The 22,745-nt window shown below is 63.1% G+C and carries 20 protein-coding genes; 7 read left to right on the top strand and 13 right to left on the bottom strand.

Annotated elements, in window-relative coordinates:
- Positions 1-34 precede the first annotated feature (34 nt).
- From AC1D0N_RS17365 to AC1D0N_RS17330, 8 genes are all read right to left on the bottom strand, one after another.
- Positions 35-442 carry a F0F1 ATP synthase subunit epsilon gene (locus AC1D0N_RS17365; RefSeq protein ID WP_477245973.1) on the bottom strand — a complete coding sequence of 136 codons (408 nt, stop codon included), beginning with the start codon at positions 440-442 and terminating at the stop codon, positions 35-37.
- Between the two features lie 109 nt (positions 443-551).
- On the bottom strand, positions 552-2,147 hold the full coding sequence (gene atpD, locus AC1D0N_RS17360) for a F0F1 ATP synthase subunit beta (RefSeq protein WP_477245971.1): 1,596 nt from the start codon (positions 2,145-2,147) through the stop codon (positions 552-554).
- A 70-nt stretch (positions 2,148-2,217) separates the two neighbouring features.
- Positions 2,218-3,102 (bottom strand): F0F1 ATP synthase subunit gamma, encoded by an 885-nt coding sequence (locus AC1D0N_RS17355; RefSeq protein ID WP_477245969.1) that lies wholly within the window; start codon positions 3,100-3,102, stop codon positions 2,218-2,220.
- Between the two features lie 33 nt (positions 3,103-3,135).
- Positions 3,136-4,665 (bottom strand): F0F1 ATP synthase subunit alpha, encoded by a 1,530-nt coding sequence (gene atpA, locus AC1D0N_RS17350; protein WP_477245967.1) that lies wholly within the window; start codon positions 4,663-4,665, stop codon positions 3,136-3,138.
- Positions 4,665-5,225: a F0F1 ATP synthase subunit delta gene (locus AC1D0N_RS17345; RefSeq protein ID WP_477245965.1), complete on the bottom strand. Its 561-nt coding sequence runs from the start codon at positions 5,223-5,225 to the stop codon at positions 4,665-4,667. The genes atpA and AC1D0N_RS17345 overlap by 1 nt, the downstream gene beginning before the upstream one ends.
- 235 nt (positions 5,226-5,460) lie before the next feature.
- Complete coding sequence (locus tag AC1D0N_RS17340; RefSeq protein ID WP_477245963.1) at positions 5,461-5,856, bottom strand: AGROH133_08824 family phage infection protein; 396 nt, start codon at positions 5,854-5,856, stop codon at positions 5,461-5,463.
- A gap of 93 nt (positions 5,857-5,949) precedes the next feature.
- Entirely contained in the window at positions 5,950-6,645 is a 696-nt protein-coding gene (locus AC1D0N_RS17335; protein ID WP_477245961.1) for an aspartate/glutamate racemase family protein, read from the bottom strand.
- A gap of 37 nt (positions 6,646-6,682) precedes the next feature.
- Positions 6,683-8,866, bottom strand: a complete 2,184-nt coding sequence (locus tag AC1D0N_RS17330) for a primosomal protein N' (protein ID WP_477245959.1) — start codon at positions 8,864-8,866, stop codon at positions 6,683-6,685.
- Between the two features lie 89 nt (positions 8,867-8,955).
- Here AC1D0N_RS17330 and fsa point away from each other — a divergent pair, with 89 nt between their 5' ends.
- Entirely contained in the window at positions 8,956-9,612 is a 657-nt protein-coding gene (gene fsa, locus AC1D0N_RS17325; RefSeq protein ID WP_477245957.1) for a fructose-6-phosphate aldolase, read from the top strand.
- A 90-nt stretch (positions 9,613-9,702) separates the two neighbouring features.
- On the opposite strand, the gene lptE is transcribed toward fsa, so the two are convergent.
- Together lptE and leuS are read right to left on the bottom strand one after the other, a co-directional pair.
- Entirely contained in the window at positions 9,703-10,281 is a 579-nt protein-coding gene (gene lptE, locus AC1D0N_RS17320) for an LPS assembly lipoprotein LptE (RefSeq protein WP_477245955.1), read from the bottom strand.
- Complete coding sequence (leuS, locus tag AC1D0N_RS17315; protein ID WP_477245953.1) at positions 10,268-12,895, bottom strand: leucine--tRNA ligase; 2,628 nt, start codon at positions 12,893-12,895, stop codon at positions 10,268-10,270. Before leuS ends, lptE begins: the two co-directional genes overlap by 14 nt.
- 148 nt (positions 12,896-13,043) lie before the next feature.
- Between leuS and AC1D0N_RS17310 the strand changes: the two genes are divergently transcribed.
- Together AC1D0N_RS17310 and AC1D0N_RS17305 are read left to right on the top strand one after the other, a co-directional pair.
- Complete coding sequence (locus AC1D0N_RS17310) at positions 13,044-13,706, top strand: YggS family pyridoxal phosphate-dependent enzyme (RefSeq protein ID WP_477245951.1); 663 nt, start codon at positions 13,044-13,046, stop codon at positions 13,704-13,706.
- Between the two features lie 430 nt (positions 13,707-14,136).
- Positions 14,137-15,186, top strand: coding sequence for an aldo/keto reductase (locus tag AC1D0N_RS17305; protein ID WP_477245949.1), 1,050 nt, complete (start codon positions 14,137-14,139; stop codon positions 15,184-15,186).
- Between the two features lie 64 nt (positions 15,187-15,250).
- Here the strand turns inward: AC1D0N_RS17305 and AC1D0N_RS17300 are convergent, their stop codons facing one another.
- Positions 15,251-16,156: a LysR family transcriptional regulator gene (locus AC1D0N_RS17300; RefSeq protein WP_477245948.1), complete on the bottom strand. Its 906-nt coding sequence runs from the start codon at positions 16,154-16,156 to the stop codon at positions 15,251-15,253.
- Positions 16,157-16,282: 126 nt separating this feature from the next.
- Here AC1D0N_RS17300 and AC1D0N_RS17295 point away from each other — a divergent pair, with 126 nt between their 5' ends.
- Positions 16,283-17,464 (top strand): MFS transporter, encoded by a 1,182-nt coding sequence (locus AC1D0N_RS17295; protein WP_477245946.1) that lies wholly within the window; start codon positions 16,283-16,285, stop codon positions 17,462-17,464.
- Positions 17,465-17,523: 59 nt separating this feature from the next.
- Positions 17,524-18,558 (top strand): aldo/keto reductase, encoded by a 1,035-nt coding sequence (locus AC1D0N_RS17290; protein ID WP_477245945.1) that lies wholly within the window; start codon positions 17,524-17,526, stop codon positions 18,556-18,558.
- Positions 18,559-18,645: 87 nt separating this feature from the next.
- Here AC1D0N_RS17290 and AC1D0N_RS17285 read toward each other — a convergent pair whose 3' ends face one another.
- Positions 18,646-19,290: a TrmH family RNA methyltransferase gene (locus AC1D0N_RS17285; RefSeq protein ID WP_477245943.1), complete on the bottom strand. Its 645-nt coding sequence runs from the start codon at positions 19,288-19,290 to the stop codon at positions 18,646-18,648.
- A gap of 179 nt (positions 19,291-19,469) precedes the next feature.
- Positions 19,470-19,742, bottom strand: coding sequence for an usg protein (locus tag AC1D0N_RS17280; RefSeq protein WP_477245941.1), 273 nt, complete (start codon positions 19,740-19,742; stop codon positions 19,470-19,472).
- A 302-nt stretch (positions 19,743-20,044) separates the two neighbouring features.
- Between AC1D0N_RS17280 and acs the strand changes: the two genes are divergently transcribed.
- Together acs and AC1D0N_RS17270 are read left to right on the top strand one after the other, a co-directional pair.
- Entirely contained in the window at positions 20,045-22,000 is a 1,956-nt protein-coding gene (gene acs / locus AC1D0N_RS17275) for an acetate--CoA ligase (RefSeq protein ID WP_477245939.1), read from the top strand.
- A complete protein-coding gene (locus AC1D0N_RS17270; RefSeq protein WP_477245937.1) occupies positions 22,000-22,743 on the top strand; it encodes an MOSC domain-containing protein in 744 nt (247 codons plus the stop codon). The genes acs and AC1D0N_RS17270 overlap by 1 nt, the downstream gene beginning before the upstream one ends.
- The last annotated feature ends 2 nt before the right edge of the window (positions 22,744-22,745 follow it).

Below are 22,745 nucleotides of genomic sequence, written 5' to 3'. Positions count from 1 at the left end.
CCCCGCTTTCTCAATCGCTTGTAGAAGCGAAATACTAGGCCGGCAGAATAGCGCTTTCCAGCGTGGTGAGCTGGCTAAGGAACTGTTCGGCCTTGCTGCGGGTCTGGTCGTCCTTGGCGTCGGCGGCGTCTTCCTTGGCTTCCTGGATGCGGCGGGCGAGATCGGTGCGGTCGACATCCTTCACCGCCACGGCGGATTCCGCCAGCAGCGTGCAGCCGGAAGGCACGATATCGGCAAAGCCGCCGAACACCACATAGCGCTCTTCCTGGCCTGCCACGGTCTTCAGCGTGACGACACCCGGCTTGATCGTCGTCATGACCGGTGCATGATGCGCCATCACGGTCATCTCACCTTCGGCGCCCGGAATGACGACGGACTCGACCTGCTCGGAAACCAACAGGCGCTCCGGCGAAACCAGTTCGAATTTGAAAGCTTCAGCCATGCCAATCTAGCGAGTAGGGAATAGCGAGTAGCGAATAGTTCAGGAACTATCGCCGACTCATACGCCCTATTCGCTACTCCCTATTCGCTATTCGCTTCTTTTCGCTTCTTTATGCCGCTTCGGCCGCCAGGCGCTGTGCCTTCTCGACCGCTTCCTCGATGCCGCCGACCATGTAGAAGGCAGCTTCCGGAAGATGATCATAGTCGCCGTTGCAGAGGCCCTTGAAGCCTTTGATGGTGTCGGCGAGGTCGACGAGCTTACCCGGCGAACCCGTGAACACTTCGGCTACGAAGAACGGCTGCGACAGGAAGCGCTCGATCTTGCGGGCGCGGGCCACCGTCTGCTTGTCCTCTTCGCTGAGCTCGTCCATGCCCAGGATGGCGATGATGTCCTGAAGCGACTTGTAGCGCTGAAGGATCGACTGCACCTGGCGCGCGACGCCATAGTGCTCCTCGCCGACGACCAGCGGGTCGAGCATGCGCGAGGTCGAGTCCAGCGGGTCGACGGCCGGGTAGATGCCCTTTTCGGAGATCGCGCGGTTGAGCACGGTCGTCGCGTCAAGGTGGGCAAACGAGGTCGCCGGCGCCGGGTCGGTCAAATCGTCGGCCGGCACGTAGATCGCCTGCACCGAGGTGATCGAGCCCTTGGTCGTCGTGGTGATGCGCTCCTGCAGCGCGCCCATGTCGGTGGCGAGCGTCGGCTGATAGCCCACGGCCGAAGGAATACGGCCGAGCAGAGCCGACACTTCCGAGCCAGCCTGCGTGAAGCGGAAGATGTTGTCGACGAAGAACAGCACGTCCTGGCCCTGGTCGCGGAAATATTCGGCGACCGTCAGTCCGGTCAGGCCGACGCGGGCGCGGGCGCCCGGCGGCTCGTTCATCTGGCCATAGACCAGTGCCGCCTTGGAACCTTCGCCGCCGCCCTTCTTGTTGACTCCGGACTCGATGAACTCGTGGTAGAGATCGTTGCCTTCGCGGGTGCGCTCGCCAACGCCGGCGAACACCGAGAAGCCGCCATGCGCCTTGGCGACGTTGTTGATCAGTTCCTGGATCAGCACCGTCTTGCCGACGCCGGCACCGCCGAACAGGCCGATCTTGCCGCCGCGGGCGTATGGGGCCAGCAGGTCGAGAACCTTGATGCCGGTGATCAGGATCTGCGCTTCCGTCGACTGCTCGACATAGGACGGCGCCGGCTGGTGGATGGCGCGCATCTCAATGCCGTCGACCGGGCCTTCTTCGTCGACCGGCTCGCCGATGACGTTGATGATGCGGCCGAGCATGCCCGGGCCGACCGGCACGGTGATCGGCGCGCCAGTGTCATAGACGTCCTGGCCGCGGACCAGACCTTCGGTCGAGTCCATGGCGATGCAGCGCACGGTGTTTTCGCCGAGATGCTGGGCGACTTCGAGCACCAGGCGGTTGCCGACATTGACCGTCTCGATCGCGTTCAGGATGGCCGGCAGGTGCTCGCCGAACTGCACGTCGACAACGGCGCCGATGACCTGGCGAACCTTGCCGACCACGCCGGTCTTCTTGACGGAAACCGCCGGCGTCTTGGCTGCGGCTGCCTTGGCGGGCGCTGCCGCCTTTGCGGGCGCGGCTGCCTTCTTGGCCGGAGCGGCCTTGGCCGCTGCTGGAGCCTTCGCCGGTGCCGCCTTTGCGGCGGTCTTCGGGGCTGCCGTCTTGGGGGTCGCTGCTTTCGCCATCGTCTTTACCCTTTTCGTCCTTTGTTTCTCACGCTCCAGCAGAAGGCCGATGACCCTCTGGCGGTCGCGCCTAGAGCGCCTCGGCGCCCGAAATGATTTCGATCAGTTCCTTGGTGATCTGCGCCTGCCGCTGGCGGTTGTAGGTGATCGACAGTTTGTTGATCATGTCGCCGGCATTGCGCGTCGCGTTGTCCATGGCGCTCATCTTGGCGCCCATTTCGCCGGCTGCGTTTTCGAGCAGCGCGCGGAAAACCTGGACCGAGATGTTGCGAGGAATGAGATCGGAGAGGATCTCGCCCGGCTCCGGCTCATATTCATAGACGGCATTGCCACCGTCCGCGGCCGCGGCTGGAGCGGAAGCAATACCCGCCGGAATGATCTGCTGCGTGGTCGGAATCTGGCTGATCACCGACTTGAACTGCGAATAGAACAGCGTGCAGACGTCGAAGCCACCCTCATTGAACAGGTGGATGATCTTTCTGGCAATCGCATCGGCATTGACGAAGCCGAGTGTCTTGACCTCGCGCAGGTCGACACGGTCGAGCACCAGCGACGCGTAGTCGCGACGCAAAATATCAAAGCCCTTCTTGCCCACGCAGATGATCTTGACCTGCTTGCCGTCGGCCAAGAGCTTGCGGATGTGGTCGCGGGCGAGGCGGGCAATCTGCGAATTGAAGCCGCCGCACAGGCCGCGCTCGGCAGTGCAGACGACCAGCAGATGCACGTCATCCTTGCCGGTGCCGGTCATCAGTGCCGGGGCATCGCCGCCGCCGCCGATCGCCTGGGTGATGTTGGCCAGCACCGCGCCCATCCGCTCCGAATAGGGGCGCGCGGCTTCCGCAGCCTCCTGCGCGCGACGCAGCTTCGCCGCGGCGACCATCTGCATCGCCTTGGTAATCTTCTGCGTCGCCTTGACCGAGGCGATACGGTTACGAAGGTCTTTTAACGAAGGCATGCTTCAAACCTGATCCAACCCAATCGGCTTCGTTCAAGCAAAGGTCTTGGCGAAGGCGTCGATCTCCGCCTTCAGCTTGGCGCGCAGATCGTCCGACAGCGCCTTCTCCTTGCGGATGGCGTCGAGCACGTCCTTGCCGGCCGCACGCATATGCGACAGCAGGCCCTGCTCGAACTTGCCGACCTGGTTGATCGCCAGCTTGTCGAGATAGCCGTTGACGCCGGCGAAGATCACCGTGACCTGCTCCTCGACCTTGAGCGGCGAGAACTGCGGCTGCTTCAAAAGCTCGGTCAGGCGCGCGCCGCGATTGAGCAGGCGCTGCGTAGCGGCGTCGAGATCGGAACCGAACTGCGCGAAAGCAGCCATTTCGCGGTACTGCGCGAGCTCGCCCTTGATCGAGCCAGCGACCTGCTTCATCGCCTTGATCTGCGCCGACGAACCGACGCGCGACACCGACAGGCCGACGTTGACGGCCGGGCGAACGCCCTGGAAGAACAGATTGGTTTCCAGGAAGATCTGGCCGTCGGTGATCGAGATGACGTTGGTCGGGATGTAGGCCGAGACGTCGTTGGCCTGCGTCTCGATGATCGGCAGCGCGGTCAGCGAACCGCCGCCATTGTCGTCATTGAGCTTGGCGGCGCGCTCGAGAAGGCGCGAATGCAGGTAGAACACGTCGCCCGGATAGGCTTCGCGGCCCGGCGGGCGGCGCAGCAAGAGCGACATCTGGCGATAGGCGACGGCCTGCTTCGACAGATCGTCATAGCTAATCAGCGCGTGCATGCCGTTGTCGCGGAAATATTCGCCCATGGTGCAGGCGGTGAATGGCGCCAGGAACTGCATCGGCGCCGGATCGGAAGCGGTGGCCGCGACGATGATCGAATATTCGAGCGCGCCGCGCTCTTCGAGAACCTTGACGAACTGCGCGACCGTCGAGCGCTTCTGGCCGATGGCGACGTAGACGCAGTAGAGCTTTTCCTTCTCCGGGCCGTTGTCGTGCACCGATTTCTGGTTGAGCATCGTGTCGAGGATGATCGCGGTCTTGCCGGTCTGACGGTCACCGATGACCAGCTCGCGCTGGCCGCGGCCGACCGGGATCAGCGCATCGATGGCCTTGAGGCCGGTCGACATCGGCTCGTTCACCGACTTGCGCGGGATGATGCCGGGGGCCTTGACGTCGACGCGCTTGCGCTCGGTCGCCTTGATCGGGCCCTTGCCGTCGATCGGATTGCCGAGCGCGTCGACGACGCGGCCGAGCAAGCCCATGCCGACAGGCGTATCGACGATGGCGCCGGTGCGCTTGACGATGTCGCCTTCCTTGATGTCGCGGTCGGCGCCGAAGATGACGACGCCGACATTGTCGGCTTCGAGGTTGAGCGCCATGCCGCGGATGCCGCCGGGGAACTCGACCATCTCGCCGGCCTGGACATTGTCGAGGCCGTAGACGCGGGCGATACCGTCACCGACGGACAACACCTGGCCGACTTCGGAGACCTCGGCCTCCTTGCCGAAATTCTTGATCTGGTCTTTCAGAATTGCGGAAATTTCCGCGGCGCGGATGTCCATCAGCCGACCTCTTTCAGTGCAAGCTTGAGCGAATTGAGTTTGGTTTTGAGCGACGTATCGATCTGGCGCGAGCCCATCTTGACCACCAGCCCGCCGAGCAGCGACGGGTCGACGGTGACGGAGATGGCCACGTCCTTGCCGGCAACGCTTTTCAGCGCCGCCTTCAGTTCAGTCTGCTGGGCCGCCGTCAGCTCATGCGCCGAGGTCACCTCGGCGGCAGTCTCGCCACGATGTTCGGCGGCGATCTGGCGGAACGCCTTGATCATGCCGGGAATGGCGAACAGCCGGCGGTTGCGGGCGACGACGCGCAGGAAATTGCCGGTGAGGCCGGCAATCTTGGCCTTGTCGGCGATCGCCGCGATCGCCTTGGCCTGGTCCTCACTGGAGAACACCGGGCTTTTGATCAGGCGGGAAAGATCGGCGCTGCCGTCTAGCATTGCTTGGAAACTGTTGAGATCGGCCTCGACCTTGGCGATCGAATTTGCCTGCAGCGCGAGCTCGAACAGCGAACCCGCATAGCGTTCTGCGACACCTGAGATTGGCGATGACGATTGGGCCACGGACCGTCTTTTCTCTTGTCTGACAGGCCGCAGATTGTTGGCGCGAGCAAAAACTCTGGCTAAATCTTTGACCTTACTGCATTTTTTCAAGCACGGAGGCGCGGCTTCCGCTATCCCCGGCCGAAAGTCGATTGCCGTCTAGCACAGGCATTTTAAGACCGCAATGCGTCGTTCCGCATGCTTTTCAGGCACTATTGTCGCATCTGGCGGCTGAGTTCAACCGAAGCCGTTGGATTCAAGGCAAAAAGCCGAAGGCAAAGGCAAGCGGCAGCCCGGCCAGCACCAGTTCCACGACGATGGAAACCCAGTTGAAAGGCGTGTTGGCACCGTCAGACATCATCGACAGCAAGCGGCCGAAGGCGGTGAACAACCAGGAAAAGCCGAGCGCCATGTAGAGCAGAGGCTGAGCCAGCAGAATGCAGCACAGGCTGACGCCGAGATAAAAGCCCGACATGCGGCCGCGTCCTTCGGCAATGGCGGCGAGTTTTTCGGGCTTCGGCTGCAGCCGAAGAATCCTGAAGCCAATTCTGGGCGCCAGAAACAGCAGCAGGCCGAAGGCCAGCGTGACGACGGCGCTCGACCATGCCAGCCACTCGCCCTGGCTCGCCGGCCATGGAAATGCAAATTCCATCTTGTCCCCTCGAAAATGCTTGTCTTGAAAATCTTGAGCATTCTAGCCGACCGGGAGACATGCACCAGATGGGTATTGCGATTTTAGATCGGGTTATCCCAGAGCGAATTTGACCGCCGCCTCGGCATGGATGCGCGTCGTGTCGAAGACCGGGATGTCGAAATCCGGCTGGCCGATCAGCATGGTGATCTCGGTGCAACCCATGATGACGCCGTCGATCTTTTCATCGCGCCGCATGCGGGCAACTTCATCCGTGTAGGCTGCCTTTGACGCGGCGGTGACGATGCCCTGGCACAGCTCGTCGTAGATCACCCGATGAACCATGTCCCGCCCGGCCTGATCCGGCACCACGGGCTGCAGCCCATACTTGTCGATGAGCCTGCCCATGTAGAAATCCTGTTCCATGGTGAAGCGCGTCGCCAGCAACGCCGGCCGGCTGACGCCGGCGCGCTTGACCGCCACGGCCGTGGCATCGGCGATATGGATGATCGGGATCGACACCGCCGCCTGCACGGCGTCGGCCAATTTATGCATGGTATTGGTGCAGATCAGCAGCCCTTCGACTCCCGCCTGCTCGAGCTTGCGCGCCGCATCGCTCAACAGCACGCCGGCGCCTTGCCAGTCCCCTTCATGCTGCCTCTCGGCAATCTCGGCGAAATCGAACGACCACAGCAAAAGCCTTGCCGAATGCAGCCCGCCCAGACGCTCGCGCACGATCTCGTTGAGCAGGCGGTAATAGATCGCCGTCGATTCCCAGCTCATGCCGCCGATCAGGCCAAGGGTTTTCATGACGTTCGCTGCTCCGATCCGATTTGCATCGTCGATCTCACAAAAAGCTCTGCGGGTCGATGTCGACCTGCACCCGCACCGAGCCGCGCTGTTTCGGCCCTTCGGCCAGCATGGTGCGGATGAAGCCTTGCATGTCGGCGCGACGCTCGCCCTGGATCAGCAGGCGAAAACGATGGCGGCCGCCGAGCAAGGATAGCGGCGCCTCGGCCGGGCCGAGCACGAAGAGGTCGGTGGCTTCAGGCGCAGCACGCCGCAGGCCGCGCGCATGGCCCTCGGCTTCCGCCCGCGACGCGGCGCTGACGATGACGCCGGCGAGCCGGCCGAAAGGCGGCAATGCCGCCCGCTCGCGCTCGGCGATCTCGCGCTCGTAAAAGGCATCCGCGTCGCCGGAGACGATCGCCCGCATCACCGGATGCTCAGGCTGAAATGTCTGCAGCAGGCCAAGGCTTTTCTTGCCGGTGCGGCCGGCGCGACCGGTCACCTGGCTGAGCAGTTGAAAAGTGCGCTCGGCGGCGCGCGGATCGCCATTGGCCAGGCCGAGATCGGCATCGACGACGCCAACCAGCGTCATGTTGGGGAAGTTGTGGCCCTTGGCGACCAGCTGGGTGCCGATGACGATGTCGGCCTCGCCATCGGCGATGGCTTCCAGCTCCAGCCTCAACCGCCGCACGCCGCCCATCAGGTCTGACGACAGCACGATGGTGCGCGCGTCGGGAAAATGCGCGACGACCTCTTCGGCGATGCGCTCGACGCCCGGACCGCAAGCCACCAGATGGTCGAGCGTGCCGCATTCCGGACAGGCCTCGGGACGGCGTTCGTTGTGCCCGCAATGGTGGCAGACGAGCTGGCCGCGAAAGCGGTGCTCGACCAGCCAGGCCGAGCAGACCGGACAGCCGAAACGATGGCCGCAAACCCTGCACAGCGTCAGCGGCGCATAGCCGCGCCGGTTGAGAAACAGCAGCGACTGCTCCTGTTTCTCCAGCGTGCGGCGCATATGATCGATCAGCACAGGCGACAGGAACCCGCCGCGCGCCGGTGGCGCCCGGCGCATGTCGATCGTCTTCAGGTCGGGAAGTGCTGCCTCGGCAAAGCGCGCTGAAAGCACCGCCCTGCCGTAGCGGCCTTGCAGCGCGTTGACCCGGCTCTCCACCGACGGTGTTGCCGAGGCCAGCACCACCGGGAAGCCGCCAATATGGCCACGCACCACTGCCATGTCGCGCGCATTGTAGAAGACGCGGTCTTCCTGCTTGTAGGCAGGGTCATGCTCCTCGTCGACGACGATCAGCCCGAGTTCCCTGAACGGCAGGAACAGCGCTGAGCGCGCGCCGGCGACGACGCGCACGCCGCCTTCCGCCACTTGCCGCCAGACCCGTTCACGCATTTTTGGCGGCAGGTCCGAATGCCATTCCGCCGGCTTTGCGCCGAAGCGTTGCTGGAAGCGTTCGAGAAAGGCATGTGTCAGTGCGATCTCCGGCAGCAGGATCAGCACCTGCTTGCCCTGGTCGAGTGCGGCCGCCACCGCCTCGAAATAGACTTCCGTCTTGCCCGATCCGGTGACGCCGTCGAGCAGCGTGACACCGAAGGCGCTGGCCATGACATTGCTACGCAGCATGGCGGCGGCATCGCCCTGGTCCGCCATCAATTCCGGCACGGCATAGCTCGCATCGGGTGCTGCGACCACCGGTCGCGGCGGGATCATCACCGTCTCGAAGACACCTTGCGCCTTCAACCCATCGATGACGGTCGACGACACGCCAGCCGCATGCGCCAGCCCGGAGCGCGTCCAGGCGAGCCCGCCTTCCGCTGTCTCCAGCACCCGCATCCGCGCGGCCGTCATCCGGTCGGGCTCGGTCACGGTGCGCAGCAAGCCCTCGATCCACGGTTCCGGGTCAAAGGCTTCCGGCGCCCGGAGCAGCATGCGCGCCACCATGCCGGGCGGCGACAGCGTGTATTGCGCGATCCAGTCGACGAACTGGCGCATCGCACGATCGATCGGCGGGCAGTCGAAAACCTGCTCGATCGGTCGCAGTTTTTTCGCGTCGACCTTTTCGACCACGCCATCCCAGACGACGCCGGCAACCTGGCGCGGACCGAGCGGCACGCGCACGATCGAGCCCGGCACCACCCGCATGCCGGCAGGCACGGCATAGGTGTAGGGGCGTTCGGCAGGCATCGGCACCAGCACCGGTGCGGCTGCGACAAAGGGCGAATCTTCGATCATGAGGCGTGACCTTGCCCCGACTTTGGTCTAGATCAAAGGGCAACCCCGAATGTGCATGGCATGCACATAAGAATCTTCAGGAGACCCCCATGAAATTTTTTGTCGACACCGCCGATATCAAGGACATTCGTGAGCTGAACGATCTGGGGCTGCTCGACGGCGTCACCACCAATCCTTCGCTGATCCTGAAATCCGGCGGCAAGATCGCAGAAGTCACCAAGCAGATCTGCGACATCGTCAAGGGCCCGGTCTCGGCCGAAGTCACCGCCACCGAATATTCCGAGATGATGCAGCAGGCCAAGGTTCTGGCCAAGATAGCCGACAATGTCTGCATCAAGGTGCCGCTGACGCTGGACGGCTTGAAGGCCTGCAAGACGATCCGCACCGAGATGAACCGCCTGGTCAACGTCACGCTCTGCTTCTCGGCCAACCAGGCGCTGCTGGCGGCCAAGGCCGGCGCCTCGTTCATCTCGCCCTTCGTCGGCCGCCTTGACGACATCGGCCTCGACGGCATGGAGCTGATCCAGGAAATCCGGCAGATCTACGACAATTACGATTTCCAGACCGAGATCCTCGTTGCCTCGGCGCGCACCGTGAACCATGTCAAGCAGGCAGCCCTGATCGGCGCCGACGTCGTCACCGCGCCGCCGGCGACGCTGAAGGCGCTGGTCAAGCATCCGCTGACCGACAAGGGCCTGGAACAGTTCCTCGCCGACTGGGCAAAGACCGGCCAGACGATCGGCTGAGGCCAAGCCGCACCGCGTAACAAAAAAGGCCGAGCGATCGGCCTTTTTTGTTGCCAGGTTTTCATCCAATGAATCTAAGCGGGAAAGCCTCTAGCTCGAGGTCTTTCCGTGCTTGACCAGGTCCTGGGCGACCGACAGGGTCACCATTTCGGCCAGTTCGCGCGCAGCACGGTTCTCGGCATCGATCTGCGCGCGATAGGAAGCGTACTCCTGGGTCGGCTTGTCGAAGGATGACGGGATCGAGCGCTTGCCGGTGGCGATGACCGCGCCGGTCTTGGCGTCGGTCAGCACGTAGTTCGCGGTCAGCGTGACCGTACCTGCCGTCGGCTCGTCCTCGTTGGTCTGGATTTGCACCTGCGCCGCCGATTCGACCAGTTCGCTAACGCCGAGATCAAGCATATAAACCGGCGCGGCCGGCTCGCCGGCACCCTGGCCAAGCGCAAAGATCAGATTGTTGCGGACCTGCTGGGCGTAGCGGGTCTTGACCGGCTTGACCGAGATCGACGCCAGTTCGGCCGAAGCGCTGACCGTGGAGCCGACCGTCAGCGGCGCGCTCGAATAGAGCGGCCTGACCGTGCAGGCCGAAACCAGCGTCACCGAGGCGACCAGCCCGCACAACGCGGCGCGTCGCAGCAAATGCGTCGTCTTTCCGAAATCAGGCAACGACATTGACGATCCTCTGCGGCACGATGATCACCTTGCGGGGCGCCTTACCTTCCAGCGCTTTTTGCACGAAGTCGAGGGCCAGAACCGCTTTTTCGACCGCACCTTGATCCGCGTCGCGGGCAATTGTCAAATCCCCGCGCTTCTTGCCGTTGACCTGGACCGGCAGCACGATCTCATTGTCGACGACCAGCGCCGGATCGTAGACCGGCCACGGCCGTTCGGCGACCAGATCGGTGCCGCCCAGCGTGTGCCAGCACTCCTCGGCCAGATGCGGCATGACCGGCGCGACCACATGCACCAGGATCTCCACTGCCTCGCGGCAAGCGGCTTTCAGCGCCTCATCGGCCTTGCCTTCGGCAACATCGTTGAGCGGCGTGGTCAGCGCATTGGCGAGCTCGTAGATGCGGGCGATGGCGCGGTTGAAGCCGAGCTTCTCGATATCCTCGCCGATCGCCTTCAGAATCTTGTGCGCGGCCTTGGAAACGGCGCCCGCCTCGCCCTCCTTCGCCGCTTGCGGCTTGACGCCGCTGAGCGTCTCGGCGGCGATCGACACCAGACGCCAGACGCGCTGGATGAAGCGATGCGCACCGGCGGCGCCATCGTCGGTCCATTCGACATCGCGCTCGGGCGGCGAATCCGACAGCATGAACCAGCGCGCGGTATCGGCGCCGTAGCCGTCGGTGATGTCTTCCGGGCTCACCGTGTTCTTCTTCGACTTCGACATCTTTTCGAGCGAGCCGATCGCCGCCTCTTCGCCGGTGGCGATTTCGATAGCGCGGCGCTTGCCGCCCACATCCTCGATCCTAACCTCGCCCGGCGACAGCCAGCGGCCATTGTTCGACGCGCCGCCGACGCGGTAGGTCTCGTGCACCACCATGCCTTGCGTGAACAGGCCCTTGAACGGCTCGGCCAGGTCGAGATGCCCGGTCTCGCGCATGGCGCGGGTGAAGAAGCGCGAATAGAGCAGGTGCAGGATCGCATGCTCGATGCCGCCGATATACTGGTCGACCGCCAGCCAATCGTCGGCAGCCTTCGGCTCGGTCGGATCGTTCGCCCAGGGCGCGGTGAAGCGGGCGAAGTACCAGGACGAATCGACGAACGTGTCCATCGTGTCGGTCTCGCGCCGCGCGTCCTTGCCGCATTGCGGGCATTTGACGTGCCGCCAGGTCGGGTGACGGTCGAGCGGGTTGCCGGGACGGTCGAACTCGATGTCGTCGGGCAGCTTGACCGGCAGGTCGGCCTTCGGCACCGGCACGACGCCGCAATCCTCGCAATGGATCATCGGGATCGGGCAGCCCCAGTAGCGCTGGCGCGAAATGCCCCAGTCGCGCAGGCGAAAATTCACTTTGCGCTCGGCCATCGGCCGGCCGCCGATGCTTTTCTGCTCCAGCAGCTTTGCGACCTCTTCGAAAGCCCGCTCCGGCTTCATGCCGTCGAGGAAGCGCGAATTGATCATCACGCCGTCATCGACATAAGCCTCTTCCGTGATCTGGAAGGTTTTGGCGTCGGCATCTTCCGGCATCACCACCGGGATGACCGGCAGGCCGTATTTGTTGGCGAAGTCGAGGTCGCGCTGATCGCCCGAGGGGCAGCCGAAAATGGCGCCGGTGCCGTATTCCATCAAAACGAAATTGGCGACATAGACCGGCAGCGTCCAGCTGTCGTCGAACGGATGCACGACACGGATGCCGGTGTCGAAGCCCTTCTTCTCAGCCGTCTCCAGTGCCGCCACCGAAGTGCCCATGTGGCGGACCTCGTCGATGAACTTCGCCAGTTCGACATTGGTCTCGGCTGCCTTTTTGGCCAGCGGATGGTCGGCGGCGACCGCCATGAAAGAGGCGCCGAATATGGTGTCGGGCCTGGTCGTGTAGACTTCCAGTTCGCTCGCATCGCCAACCGGTGCTGCCAGGGGCCAGCGGATCAGCAGCCCTTCCGAGCGGCCGATCCAGTTCTGCTGCATCAGCTTGACCTTTTCCGGCCATTCGCCGAGGCCGTCGAGCGACTCCAGCAGGTCCTGGGCAAAGTCGGTGATCTTGAAGAACCACTGCGTCAGCTCGCGCTGTTCGACCAGCGCGCCCGAGCGCCAGCCGCGGCCGTCGATGACCTGCTCGTTGGCGAGCACCGTCATGTCCTCCGGGTCCCAGTTGACCTTGGAGGATTTGCGCGTCACCAGCCCCTTCGCGACGAAGTCAAGGAACAGCATCTGCTGGCGGTGGTAATAGTCGACATCGCAGGTGGCGAATTCGCGCGCCCAGTCTAGCGACAGGCCCATCATCTTGAGCTGCTCGCGCATGGCGGCGATGTTGGCGTAGGTCCACTCCTTGGGATGGACCTTGTTCTGCATGGCCGCGTTTTCGGCGGGCATGCCGAACGCGTCCCAGCCCATCGGGTGCAGCACATTAAAGCCCTTGGCCCGCTTGTAGCGCGCCACCACGTCGCCCATCGTGTAGTTGCGGGTATGGCCGATATGGATCTTCCCCGACGGATAGGGGAACATCTCCAGCACGTAGTATTTCGGCTTCGGGTCGTCGTTCTGCGCTTCGAATAGCTTCTTCTCGGCCCAGGCCTTCTGCCATCTGGGCTCTGACGCGCGCGGATTGTATCGTTCGGTTGCCATCGGATGATTTTCACTTAAAAGCAGGCGCAGACCGCCGGACAAGGCCCGGTGGCCAAGGTAAATTGTCGTCGCGGTGTTCACCATGGATTGCCGGACCCGTCAACTGCGGCGAGCCGGCCAGCGCTAGAAAGACAGACAGGATATAGGCATGGCCAGCGCCGTCGAACAGTTTTTCGCCGTCAAGACGAGGATCGCTGCTGCCGAGCGCGAGGCTGGCCGCGACGCCGGTTCCGTAACGCTGGTTGCCGTGTCGAAGACCTTCGAAGCCGACGCCATCCGCCCGGTCATCGAAGCCGGCCAGCGCGTCTTTGGCGAAAACCGGGTGCAGGAGGCGCAGGCCAAATGGCCGGCGCTGAAACAGGAATTCCCCGACATCGAGCTTCATCTCATCGGCCCGCTGCAGTCGAACAAGGCGAAGGAAGCCGTTGCTTTGGCGGACGTCATCGAGACCGTCGACCGAGAAAAGATCGCTGCCGAACTCGCCAGGGAAATTGCCAGACAGGGCCGCGCGCCAAAACTCTACGTGCAGGTCAACACCGGCTCGGAGCCCCAGAAGGCCGGCATCGAGCCGCGCGAGGCCGTCGCTTTCGTCACCCGCTGTCTCAACGTCCATGGCCTCGCCATCGAAGGCTTGATGTGCATCCCGCCGGCCGACGAGAACCCCGGCCCGCATTTCGCGCTGCTGGAAAAGCTGGCGCGTGAGGCCGGCGTCGCAAAACTGTCGATGGGTATGTCCGGCGACTACGAGACGGCAATCGCCTTCGGCGCCACCAGCGTCAGGGTTGGGTCGGCGATCTTCGGCAGCCGTTAGCCAACTGCCTGTTTCCGCCATGCGCGATTGGCCGCAGGCGACCGCATCTTCGTCATCCTGGGGCGGAGCAAGCAGCGAAGCGACGCAGCGCAGACCCCGGGATCCATGCCGGGACATGACAGCGCTGCTGCGGTGCAGAATTCTCATCCGCCGCGCCCTTAGGCCAGGGTCGCGGCATGGATCCTCGGGTCTTCGCGACGCCGCTTCGCGGCTGCTCCGCCCGTGGATAACGAAGCGAGAAATGTTTCGGCCAATCTCCAAGGTTTCTATTTCCGAGGAACCATGATCCACCGGACAGCCCCAGCGAATGCCCGGCGTGGCTAACGGGTTCCATGATGCCAGCGCCGGTACATCGTTAAGCCACGACTGGAAACGAAACGTATCGTTCCTATATGATTGGTGTCATCACCACATCTTCTGGAGCCGCACCATGCGCTACAATCAACTTGGAAATACGGGGATGTTTGTCTCCGAACTGTGCCTCGGCACCATGACTTTCGGCGCCGCCGGCGAGAACGCCCAATGGGGCCTGATCGCCAGCCTCGACCAGAAGGGCGTCAACGAGATCGTCGGCCGCTCGATCGCCGGCGGCGTCAATTTCTTCGACACGGCCGATGTCTATTCCTTCGGCGAATCCGAGAAACTGCTCGGCCAATCGCTCAGGGATCTCGGCGTCAAAAGGTCGGACGTGGTCGTCGCCACCAAGGTGCATGGCGCCATGGGCAGCGGTCCGAACCAGCGCGGTTCCTCGCGCGGCCACATCATGGACGCGGTCGACGCAAGCCTGGAACGGCTGCAGCTCGACCATATCGACCTCTATCAGCTGCACGGCACCGACACGGTGACGCCGATCGACGAGACGCTGCGGGCGCTGGACGATCTGGTTGCCAGCGGCAAGGTCCGCTATGTCGGCGTCTCCAACTGGGCGGCCTGGCGCATCGCCAAGGCGCTCGGCATTGCCGACCGCAAGGGCTTTGCCCGTTTTGAGACCGTCCAGTCCTACTATTCGATCGCCGGCCGAGACCTCGAACGCGAGATCGTGCCGCTGCTCAATGAGGAAAAGCTCGGTCTGATGGTGTGGTCGCCGATGGCCGGCGGGCTGCTGTCTGGCAAATACGGGCCGGGCGCCCCCGGCAATGGCGAGGGCCGTCGCGCCTCCTTCAACTTCCCGCCGGTCAACGAGGACCGCGCCTGGGCCGCGGTGGCCGTGATGCGCGAGATCGCCAAAAAGCATGATGTCAGCGTCGCCACCGTCGCGCTGGGTAATGTGCTGGCCAAACCCTTCGTGATGAGCGTCATCATCGGCGCCAGCCGCATGGAGCAGCTCGAACAGAACCTTGCCGCCGCGGAGCTGAAGCTCGACGCCGACGATCTGGCGAAGCTGGATGAGGTGAGCGCGCTGCCCGCCGAATATCCCGGCTGGATGCTGGAGCGGCAAGCGGCAGGCCGGCGCCCGGCACCGTTCGTGGCCAAGAAATAGGACTCTTCGAGGACAGTTTCGCGAAGGCCGCGTGCCCCGTCGGTACGCGGCCCTTTGCTGTCGTTCAGAGCCGCACGGTCTCGACGAGGAAATCGAGAAAAGCCCGGACACGCGCCGGCAGATGCTTACCCTGGCCGACATAGACGGCGTGGGTGAACTCCTCATCACCCGGATTGAAATCTTCCAGCAACGGCAGCAACTGCCCGCCGGCGATGTCGGCCTCCACATGCCAGCGCGCCAGCCGGGCGATGCCCACTCCGAAAAGCGCCATCAGCCGCATGGCCTCGCCGTCGCTGACCAGCGCGTTTCCAGTCGTCGGGACAATCACGCTTCCGCCGGCGCCGTCGAGAAATGGCCAGCCGTCGATATGCCGCACGAAGCCGAAACTCATCCGGTTGTGGTGTTCGAGATCGGCGGGCACTTGCGGGGTGCCATGCATCTCGAGGTAGGAAGGTGCTGCGACGACGACGGTCCGGCTTTGCCCGAGCTTGCGCGCCACCAGTCGTGATTCGTTGAGCGGTCCAGCACGGATGGCGACATCGGCGCGCTCCTGCATCAGGTCGATGACGCTGTCGGTCAAAACCAGATCGACTGATATTTCGGGGTAGCGTTCGAGGAAGCGCGGCAAAAGCGGGATCAGCCGGTGCTGTCCGAACGGCACGTAGCTGTTGACGCGCAACAGCCCGCGCGGTGCCGCACCTGCCGCCGCCTCGCGCTCGGCGGCCGCCATGTCGGCCAGGATGCGCACGCCGCTGTCGTAGAAGGCCGAGCCTTCCGGGGAGAGTTGCAGCTTGCGCGTCGAGCGGCTGACCAGCCGCGCACCGAGCCTGGCTTCAAGCCGGGCGATCAGCTTGCTCACCGCCGACGGCGTCATGCGCAGTTCGCGCGCCGCGGCGGAAAAACTACCCGCCTCGACGACGCGCACGAAGACTTCGATCTCGCCGGAGCGATTGATATCGGATCTCGCCATCTGTGAATCTATTTCATAGAAAATGTGCCCGACGCAAGTCTGGTTCACAGTGCATGGCAGCACGATCTTTCGGGTCGGGGCGCGGATTTGGACAGGGCGCTCATCGCCTTCGAAGTGGGAACCGCCATGCCTCTTGCTCTCTATGCCCTCGCCGCCGGCGCCTTCGGCATCGGTGTCACCGAATTCGTCATCATGGGCCTGCTGATCGATGTCAGCAAAGACCTCGGCGTCTCGATCTCGGCCGCCGGCCAGCTGATTTCAGGCTATGCACTCGGCGTCGTCATCGGCGCACCCCTTTTGACCATCGCCACCGGCAACTGGCCGCGCAAGACCGTTCTGCTGGCGCTGATGGCGATCTTCACGCTCGGCAATCTCGCCTGTGCGCTGGCGCCGGACTACTGGACGCTAATGGGCGCCCGCATCATCACCGCCTTTGCCCATGGCACCTTCTTCGGCGTCGGCTCGGTCGTCGCCACCGGATTGGTGGCACCCAACAAGAAGGCCTCGGCGATCGCGCTGATGTTCACCGGCCTGACCATCGCCAACATAGCAGGCGTGCCCTTCGGCACCTGGCTCGGCCAGGCTTTTGGCTGGCGGGCGACCTTCTGGGCGGTAACTCTGGTCGGGCTCGCCGCCTTTGCCATCATTCTCACGCTGGTGCCGCGCAGCCAGGCAGCGCCGGAAAAGAGCGACCTGCGCAGTGACCTCGCCGTGCTCGGCCGCATGCCGGTGCTGCTCGGCCTTGCCACCACCGTGCTTGGCTATGCCGGCGTCTTCGCAGTCTTCACCTATATCGCCCCGCTGTTGACCGAGATCAGCGGCTTTGGGGAAGCTGCGGTATCGCCGATCCTGCTGGTCTTCGGCGGCGGCCTCATCGCCGGCAATCTGCTCGGTGGCAAATTCGCCGATCGTTGGGTGGTACCGTCCGTTCTCGGCAGCCTCGTGGTGCTGGCGCTGGTGCTCGGCACCATGACCTTCGCCCTGCACAGCCAGGTGATGGCCGTCATCTATGTCGGCCTGCTCGGCGCCGCCGCCTTCGCCACTGTGGCGCCGCTGCAGATGTGGGTGCTGGAAAAGGCGCAAGGCGCCGGCCAGAGCCTCGCCTCGTCCTTCAACATCGCCGCCTTCAATCTCGGCAATGCCGGCGGCGCCTGGCTCGGCGGCGCGGTCATCTCGCACGGCCCCGGCCTCGGCGCTGTCGCCTGGGTTGCAGCGCTCTTGCCGCTCTCGGCGCTCGGCGTGGCCACGCTGGCGCTGCGCCTCGATCGCACCGCCGCACTCGGCACGCCCGCTTCCGTGCGGTCCTGACATCCGCTGGCAAAGCCAGATCGCTTTCACTTTCCGTCCACACCCGCAGGAGTAAGAAAATGGACTATCGACGTCTCGGCGCCTCGGGCCTCAAGGTTCCGGCACTCTCATTCGGCACCGGGACTTTTGGCGGTTCGGGGCCATTGTTCGGCGCCTGGGGCACCAGCGACGCCAATGAAGCACGGCGACTGATCTACATCTGCCTGGAAGCCGGCGTCAATTTGTTCGACACCGCCGATGTCTATTCGAACGGCGCGTCCGAAGAAGTTCTCGGCGCAGCCATCAAGGGCCGCCGCGACGCAGTGCTGATCTCGACCAAGACGTCTTTGCCGATGGGCGACGGCCCGGCCGACTACGGTTCGTCCCGGTCACGGCTGATCAAGGCCGTGGAGGATGCGCTCAGGCGTCTTGGCACCGACTATATCGACCTGCTGCAGCTACACGCCTTCGATGCCGCGACGCCGATCGAGGAGGTGTTGTCGACGCTCGACGATCTCGTGCGCGCCGGCAAGCTGCGCTATGTCGGCGTCTCTAATTTCTCCGGCTGGCAAGTGATGAAGTCGCTCGGCCTCGCCGACAGGCATGGCTACCCGCGCTATGTCGCGCATCAGGTCTACTATTCGCTGCTCGGCCGCGACTATGAATGGGAATTGATGCCGCTCGGCCTCGACCAGAGCGTCGGCGCGCTGGTGTGGAGCCCGCTTGGCTGGGGCCGGCTGACCGGCAAGATCCGCCGCGGCCAACAGCTGCCGGAAAAGAGCCGGCTGCACGACACGGCGAGCTTCGGCCCGCCGGTCGAGGACGAACATCTCTACCGGGTCATGGATGCGCTTGACGCGGTGGCCGAGAAAACCGGCAAGACCGTTCCGCAGATCGCCATCAACTGGCTGTTGCAGCGCCCGACCGTGTCGTCCGTCATCATCGGGGCTCGCAACGAGGAACAATTGCGCCAAAACCTCGGCGCCATTGGTTGGACGCTGACGCCGGAGCAGATGAAAAAACTCGACGTTGCAAGCGAGGTCACCGCGCCCTACCCCTATTTCCCCTATCGCCGCCAGGAAGGCTTTGCAAGGCTCAACCCGCCGGCGGTGTGAAAAGGGTCGCTAACCGGCTGACGATGACAGGAAGCTATTCATCTGCCACCAAAGTCCGCTTGCCGCCCAAAGCGGACACCAGGCGAACTAGGTCTTCGGAGTGATCACCGTCGGCAATGGCGTTGATCGCTCCCCCCGGTAATCGCGCTTCCTGAATCTGCTTTGATATTCACGTCTTTGCTTCGCGACTTCATACAAGACAATTCCGGAACTTGTGCCCAGGTTAAGGCTCTCAATCATTCCGAACATTGGTATGCTAACGCACATCTCGCTTCTCTCAACGGCGCGGTCACTGATGCCGACTGCCTCGCTCCCAAACCATACTGCGAGCTTGGAGTGTATCGTAAAGTCGCCTTCGTGGAGGAAAATACTCGCCTTTCCTTTCACATGCGGCGACGTCACAATCGACTTAAAGTTGTTCTTTTCGAGATGATCAAAGCATTGGTCAGTACTGTCGAAGCGTTTGACGAACGTCCATTTCACGGCCGAAACGGAGGTCTTAGAAACTGACTTTCGGTCACGCAGGTCGTTCCAGTCCTCGGGAAGCGACCGGCGAGGATCGATCACATACACCTTCTCAACGCCTAGGGCATTTACGTTCCGGATTACGGTTCCGATGTTCTTTACGTCAGTAGGGTTCTCAAGCACCGCAAGGAGGTTTTTGCAGCGAAACGCCTTGATCTCATCAGCACGTCGACGAGCCGACCGCTTCGGTTCGGTTTGTTCTTCCATGGCGGCCAACCTCCGGTCCTCTCTCTGGCGGCAAATGCCTGTTTTCTCCAGCCAATGCAACTTCGCCGTGCCAAGCGCATGCAAAACAGTCTAAGGAGTTCGCTTTCCACCCATCGCGGCCATTGGCGGCAAACGGTTGATTGAATTTTGCCCGTGACCAAAAAGGGTTCAACAGCCTGCTAATGCAGCACGAACTCGCCATCCACCTTGCGCCATTCATTCGGCGCGATCAGCTTCTGGTGCGTGTAGACAACCGAATGCAGCGGGCCATCGAGTTTGGCCTGCCAGAATTCGATGAATTTGATCAGCACCGGAAACTTCGGCGCCAGGTCGTAGTCCTGCCAGATGAAGCTCTGCAAGAGATGTGGATGATCGGGAAAATGATAGAGAATCTTGGCCGTGGTCAGGCCATAACCCCTAAGCATCAGGTCCATTTCGGCATGGTCGCGCATTGCAGCCCCCAGGTTGTTTCACCTCGCCTCCCAACGAACATTGTGCGCGCCGTTGCTTAACTGTCTATTGATTTTTCCTGATCGAAACAGGCTTTTCCACGCGAAAACATACAGTTAGCAGCGAATTGGGCCGAGTGCTGACAGCGCATGACGGTGCCCCTGCGTCATCCCGCCACGCAAACCCAACGTCTAATATTGCCGTCACCGCGGAACTGATAATAATGCGCGCGAATTCGCGGCCGCGTCGCCGCGATCCCGCCGGCGTTTCAAGCCGGCGGATTGGTTTGGGAGGAAGTGAAGAAATGTCCGAAGTTCATGTCCATCGCGTCCAGCCGGCGTGGAAGAAGAACGCGCTGATCGACAACGACACCTATCTCAAATGGTATGCCGAAAGCGTCAAGAACCCGGACAAGTTCTGGGGCAAGCACGGCAAGCGCATCGACTGGTTCAAGCCGTTCAGCAAGGTCAAGAACACCTCCTTCGATGGCAAGGTCTCGATCAAATGGTTCGAGGACGGGCTGACCAACGTTTCCTACAACTGCATCGACCGGCACCTGAAGAAACGCGGCGACCAGACTGCCATCATCTGGGAGGGCGACAATCCCTATGACGACAAGAAGATCACCTACAACGAACTCTACGAGCATGTCTGCCGGCTCGCCAATGTGATGAAGAAGCACGGCGTCAAGAAGGGCGACCGTGTCACCATCTACATGCCGATGATCCCTGAAGCGGCTTATGCGATGCTCGCCTGCACGCGCATCGGCGCCATCCATTCGATCGTCTTCGGCGGCTTTTCGCCGGATGCGCTGGCGGGCCGCATCGTCGATTGCGAATCGACCTTCGTCATCACCGCCGACGAAGGCCTGCGCGGCGGCAAGGCCATTCCTCTGAAGGAGAACACCGACAAGGCGATCGACATCGCCGCCAAGAATTTCGTCATGGTCAAGAATGTCGTCGTCGTGCGCCGCACTGGCGGCAAGGTCGGCTGGGCGCCGGGGCGCGATGTCTGGTACCACGATGAAATCGCTTCGGTGAAGGCCGAGTGCAAGCCGGAGAAGATGAAGGCCGAAGATCCGCTGTTCATCCTTTACACGTCGGGCTCGACCGGCAAGCCGAAGGGCGTGCTGCACACCACCGCCGGCTATCTCGTCTACGCCTCGATGACGCACCAATATGTCTTCGATTACCACGACGGCGACATCTACTGGTGCACCGCCGATGTCGGCTGGGTTACCGGCCACAGCTACATCGTCTATGGGCCACTCGCCAACGGCGCCACCACGCTGATGTTCGAAGGCGTGCCCAACTACCCTTCGCAGGCCCGCTTCTGGGAAGTCATCGACAAGCACAAGGTCAACATCTTCTACACGGCACCAACGGCGCTGCGCGCGCTGATGGGCGCCGGCGACGATCCCGTGAAAAAGACGTCGCGCAAGTCATTGCGCGTGCTTGGTTCGGTCGGCGAGCCGATCAATCCGGAAGCCTGGGAGTGGTATTTCAACGTCGTCGGCAACGGCAAGGTGCCGATCGTCGACACCTGGTGGCAGACCGAGACCGGCGGCATCCTGATCACGCCGCTGCCTGGCGCCACCGACCTAAAGGCAGGTTCGGCGACGCGGCCCTTCTTCGGCGTCAAGCCGCAGCTGGTCGATAGCGAGGGCAAGGTGATCGACGGCGCCGCCGACGGCAATCTCTGCATCACCGATTCCTGGCCCGGACAGATGCGCACCGTCTATGGCGATCACGAGCGCTTCATCCAGACCTATTTTTCCACCTACAAGGGCAAGTATTTTACCGGCGACGGCTGCCGCCGCGATGCCGACGGCTACTACTGGATCACCGGCCGCGTCGACGACGTGATCAACGTCTCCGGCCACCGCATGGGTACGGCGGAAGTGGAATCGGCACTAGTCAGCCACAACAAGGTTTCCGAGGCCGCCGTCGTCGGCTACCCGCACGACATCAAGGGCCAGGGCATCTACTGCTACGTCACTCTGATGGCCGGCGAGGCGCCGAGCGAGGAGCTGCGCAAGGAATTGGTCGGCCATGTTCGCAAGGAGATCGGCGCCATTGCTTCGCCCGACAAGATCCAGTTCGCGCCGGGCCTGCCGAAGACCCGCTCCGGCAAGATCATGCGCCGCATCCTGCGCAAGATCGCCGAGGACGATTTCGGCTCGCTCGGCGACACATCGACGCTGGCCGATCCGGCTGTGGTCGACGACCTGATCGCCAACCGGCAGAACAAGAAGGGCTGATGCCGTCGACGATCGGTTCCGTCACTGAGCTTTGGCGCTATCCGGCGAGCTCGCTCGCCGGTGAACGCCTCGACGCGATTTTGGTAAGTCAGGAAAGCATCGACGGCGACCGCATGTTCGGTCTCGTCGATGTCTCCGACAACGAAATCGCGCGGCCCGATCGCGATGCGAAATGGCACAAGGTGCCGCGCATCCGCACTCGGCTGTCACAAGCTCGCCACCTTGAAGTTGCCGTTCCCGGCGGCGACTGGCTGGCGGCACCCGGCGCCGAAAGCGACCGCGCCGTATCAGCCTATCTCGGCTTCGAAGCCTCGATCCGGCCGTTCGGCCCTGAAAATGCCGCGCCCGGCTATGCCGGCCCGCTGACCGCGGCGCGCTATCGCAAGGCGCCCATCCATCTGCTGACCACGGCATCGCTGGCGCGCCTGAAGGTGCTGCATCCGGAAGGCACCGCCGACCCGCGCCGCTTCCGGCCCAACATCGTCGTCGACATGGCGGCGGTCGAGGGCTCGTTTCCCGAAACGGAATGGATCGGCCGCAGGCTGGCGATCGGCGACCTCAAATTGACCATCTCGGAGCCGTGCCGCCGCTGCGGCTTCACCATTATCGCCCAGGACGGCTTCGACCACGACCCGGCCATCCTGCGCAACCTGGTCCGCCACAACGCCCACAATCTCGGCGTCTATTGCACGGTCGACCAGCCCGCCCGCGTCGAGATCGGCGCAACGATGCGGTTTCTCTGAGG

Source organism: Mesorhizobium sp. P2_E10, from assembly GCF_056404235.1.
Note: the sequence above shows the minus strand (reverse complement) of the source record. Positions and strands in the feature narration are given on the sequence as shown.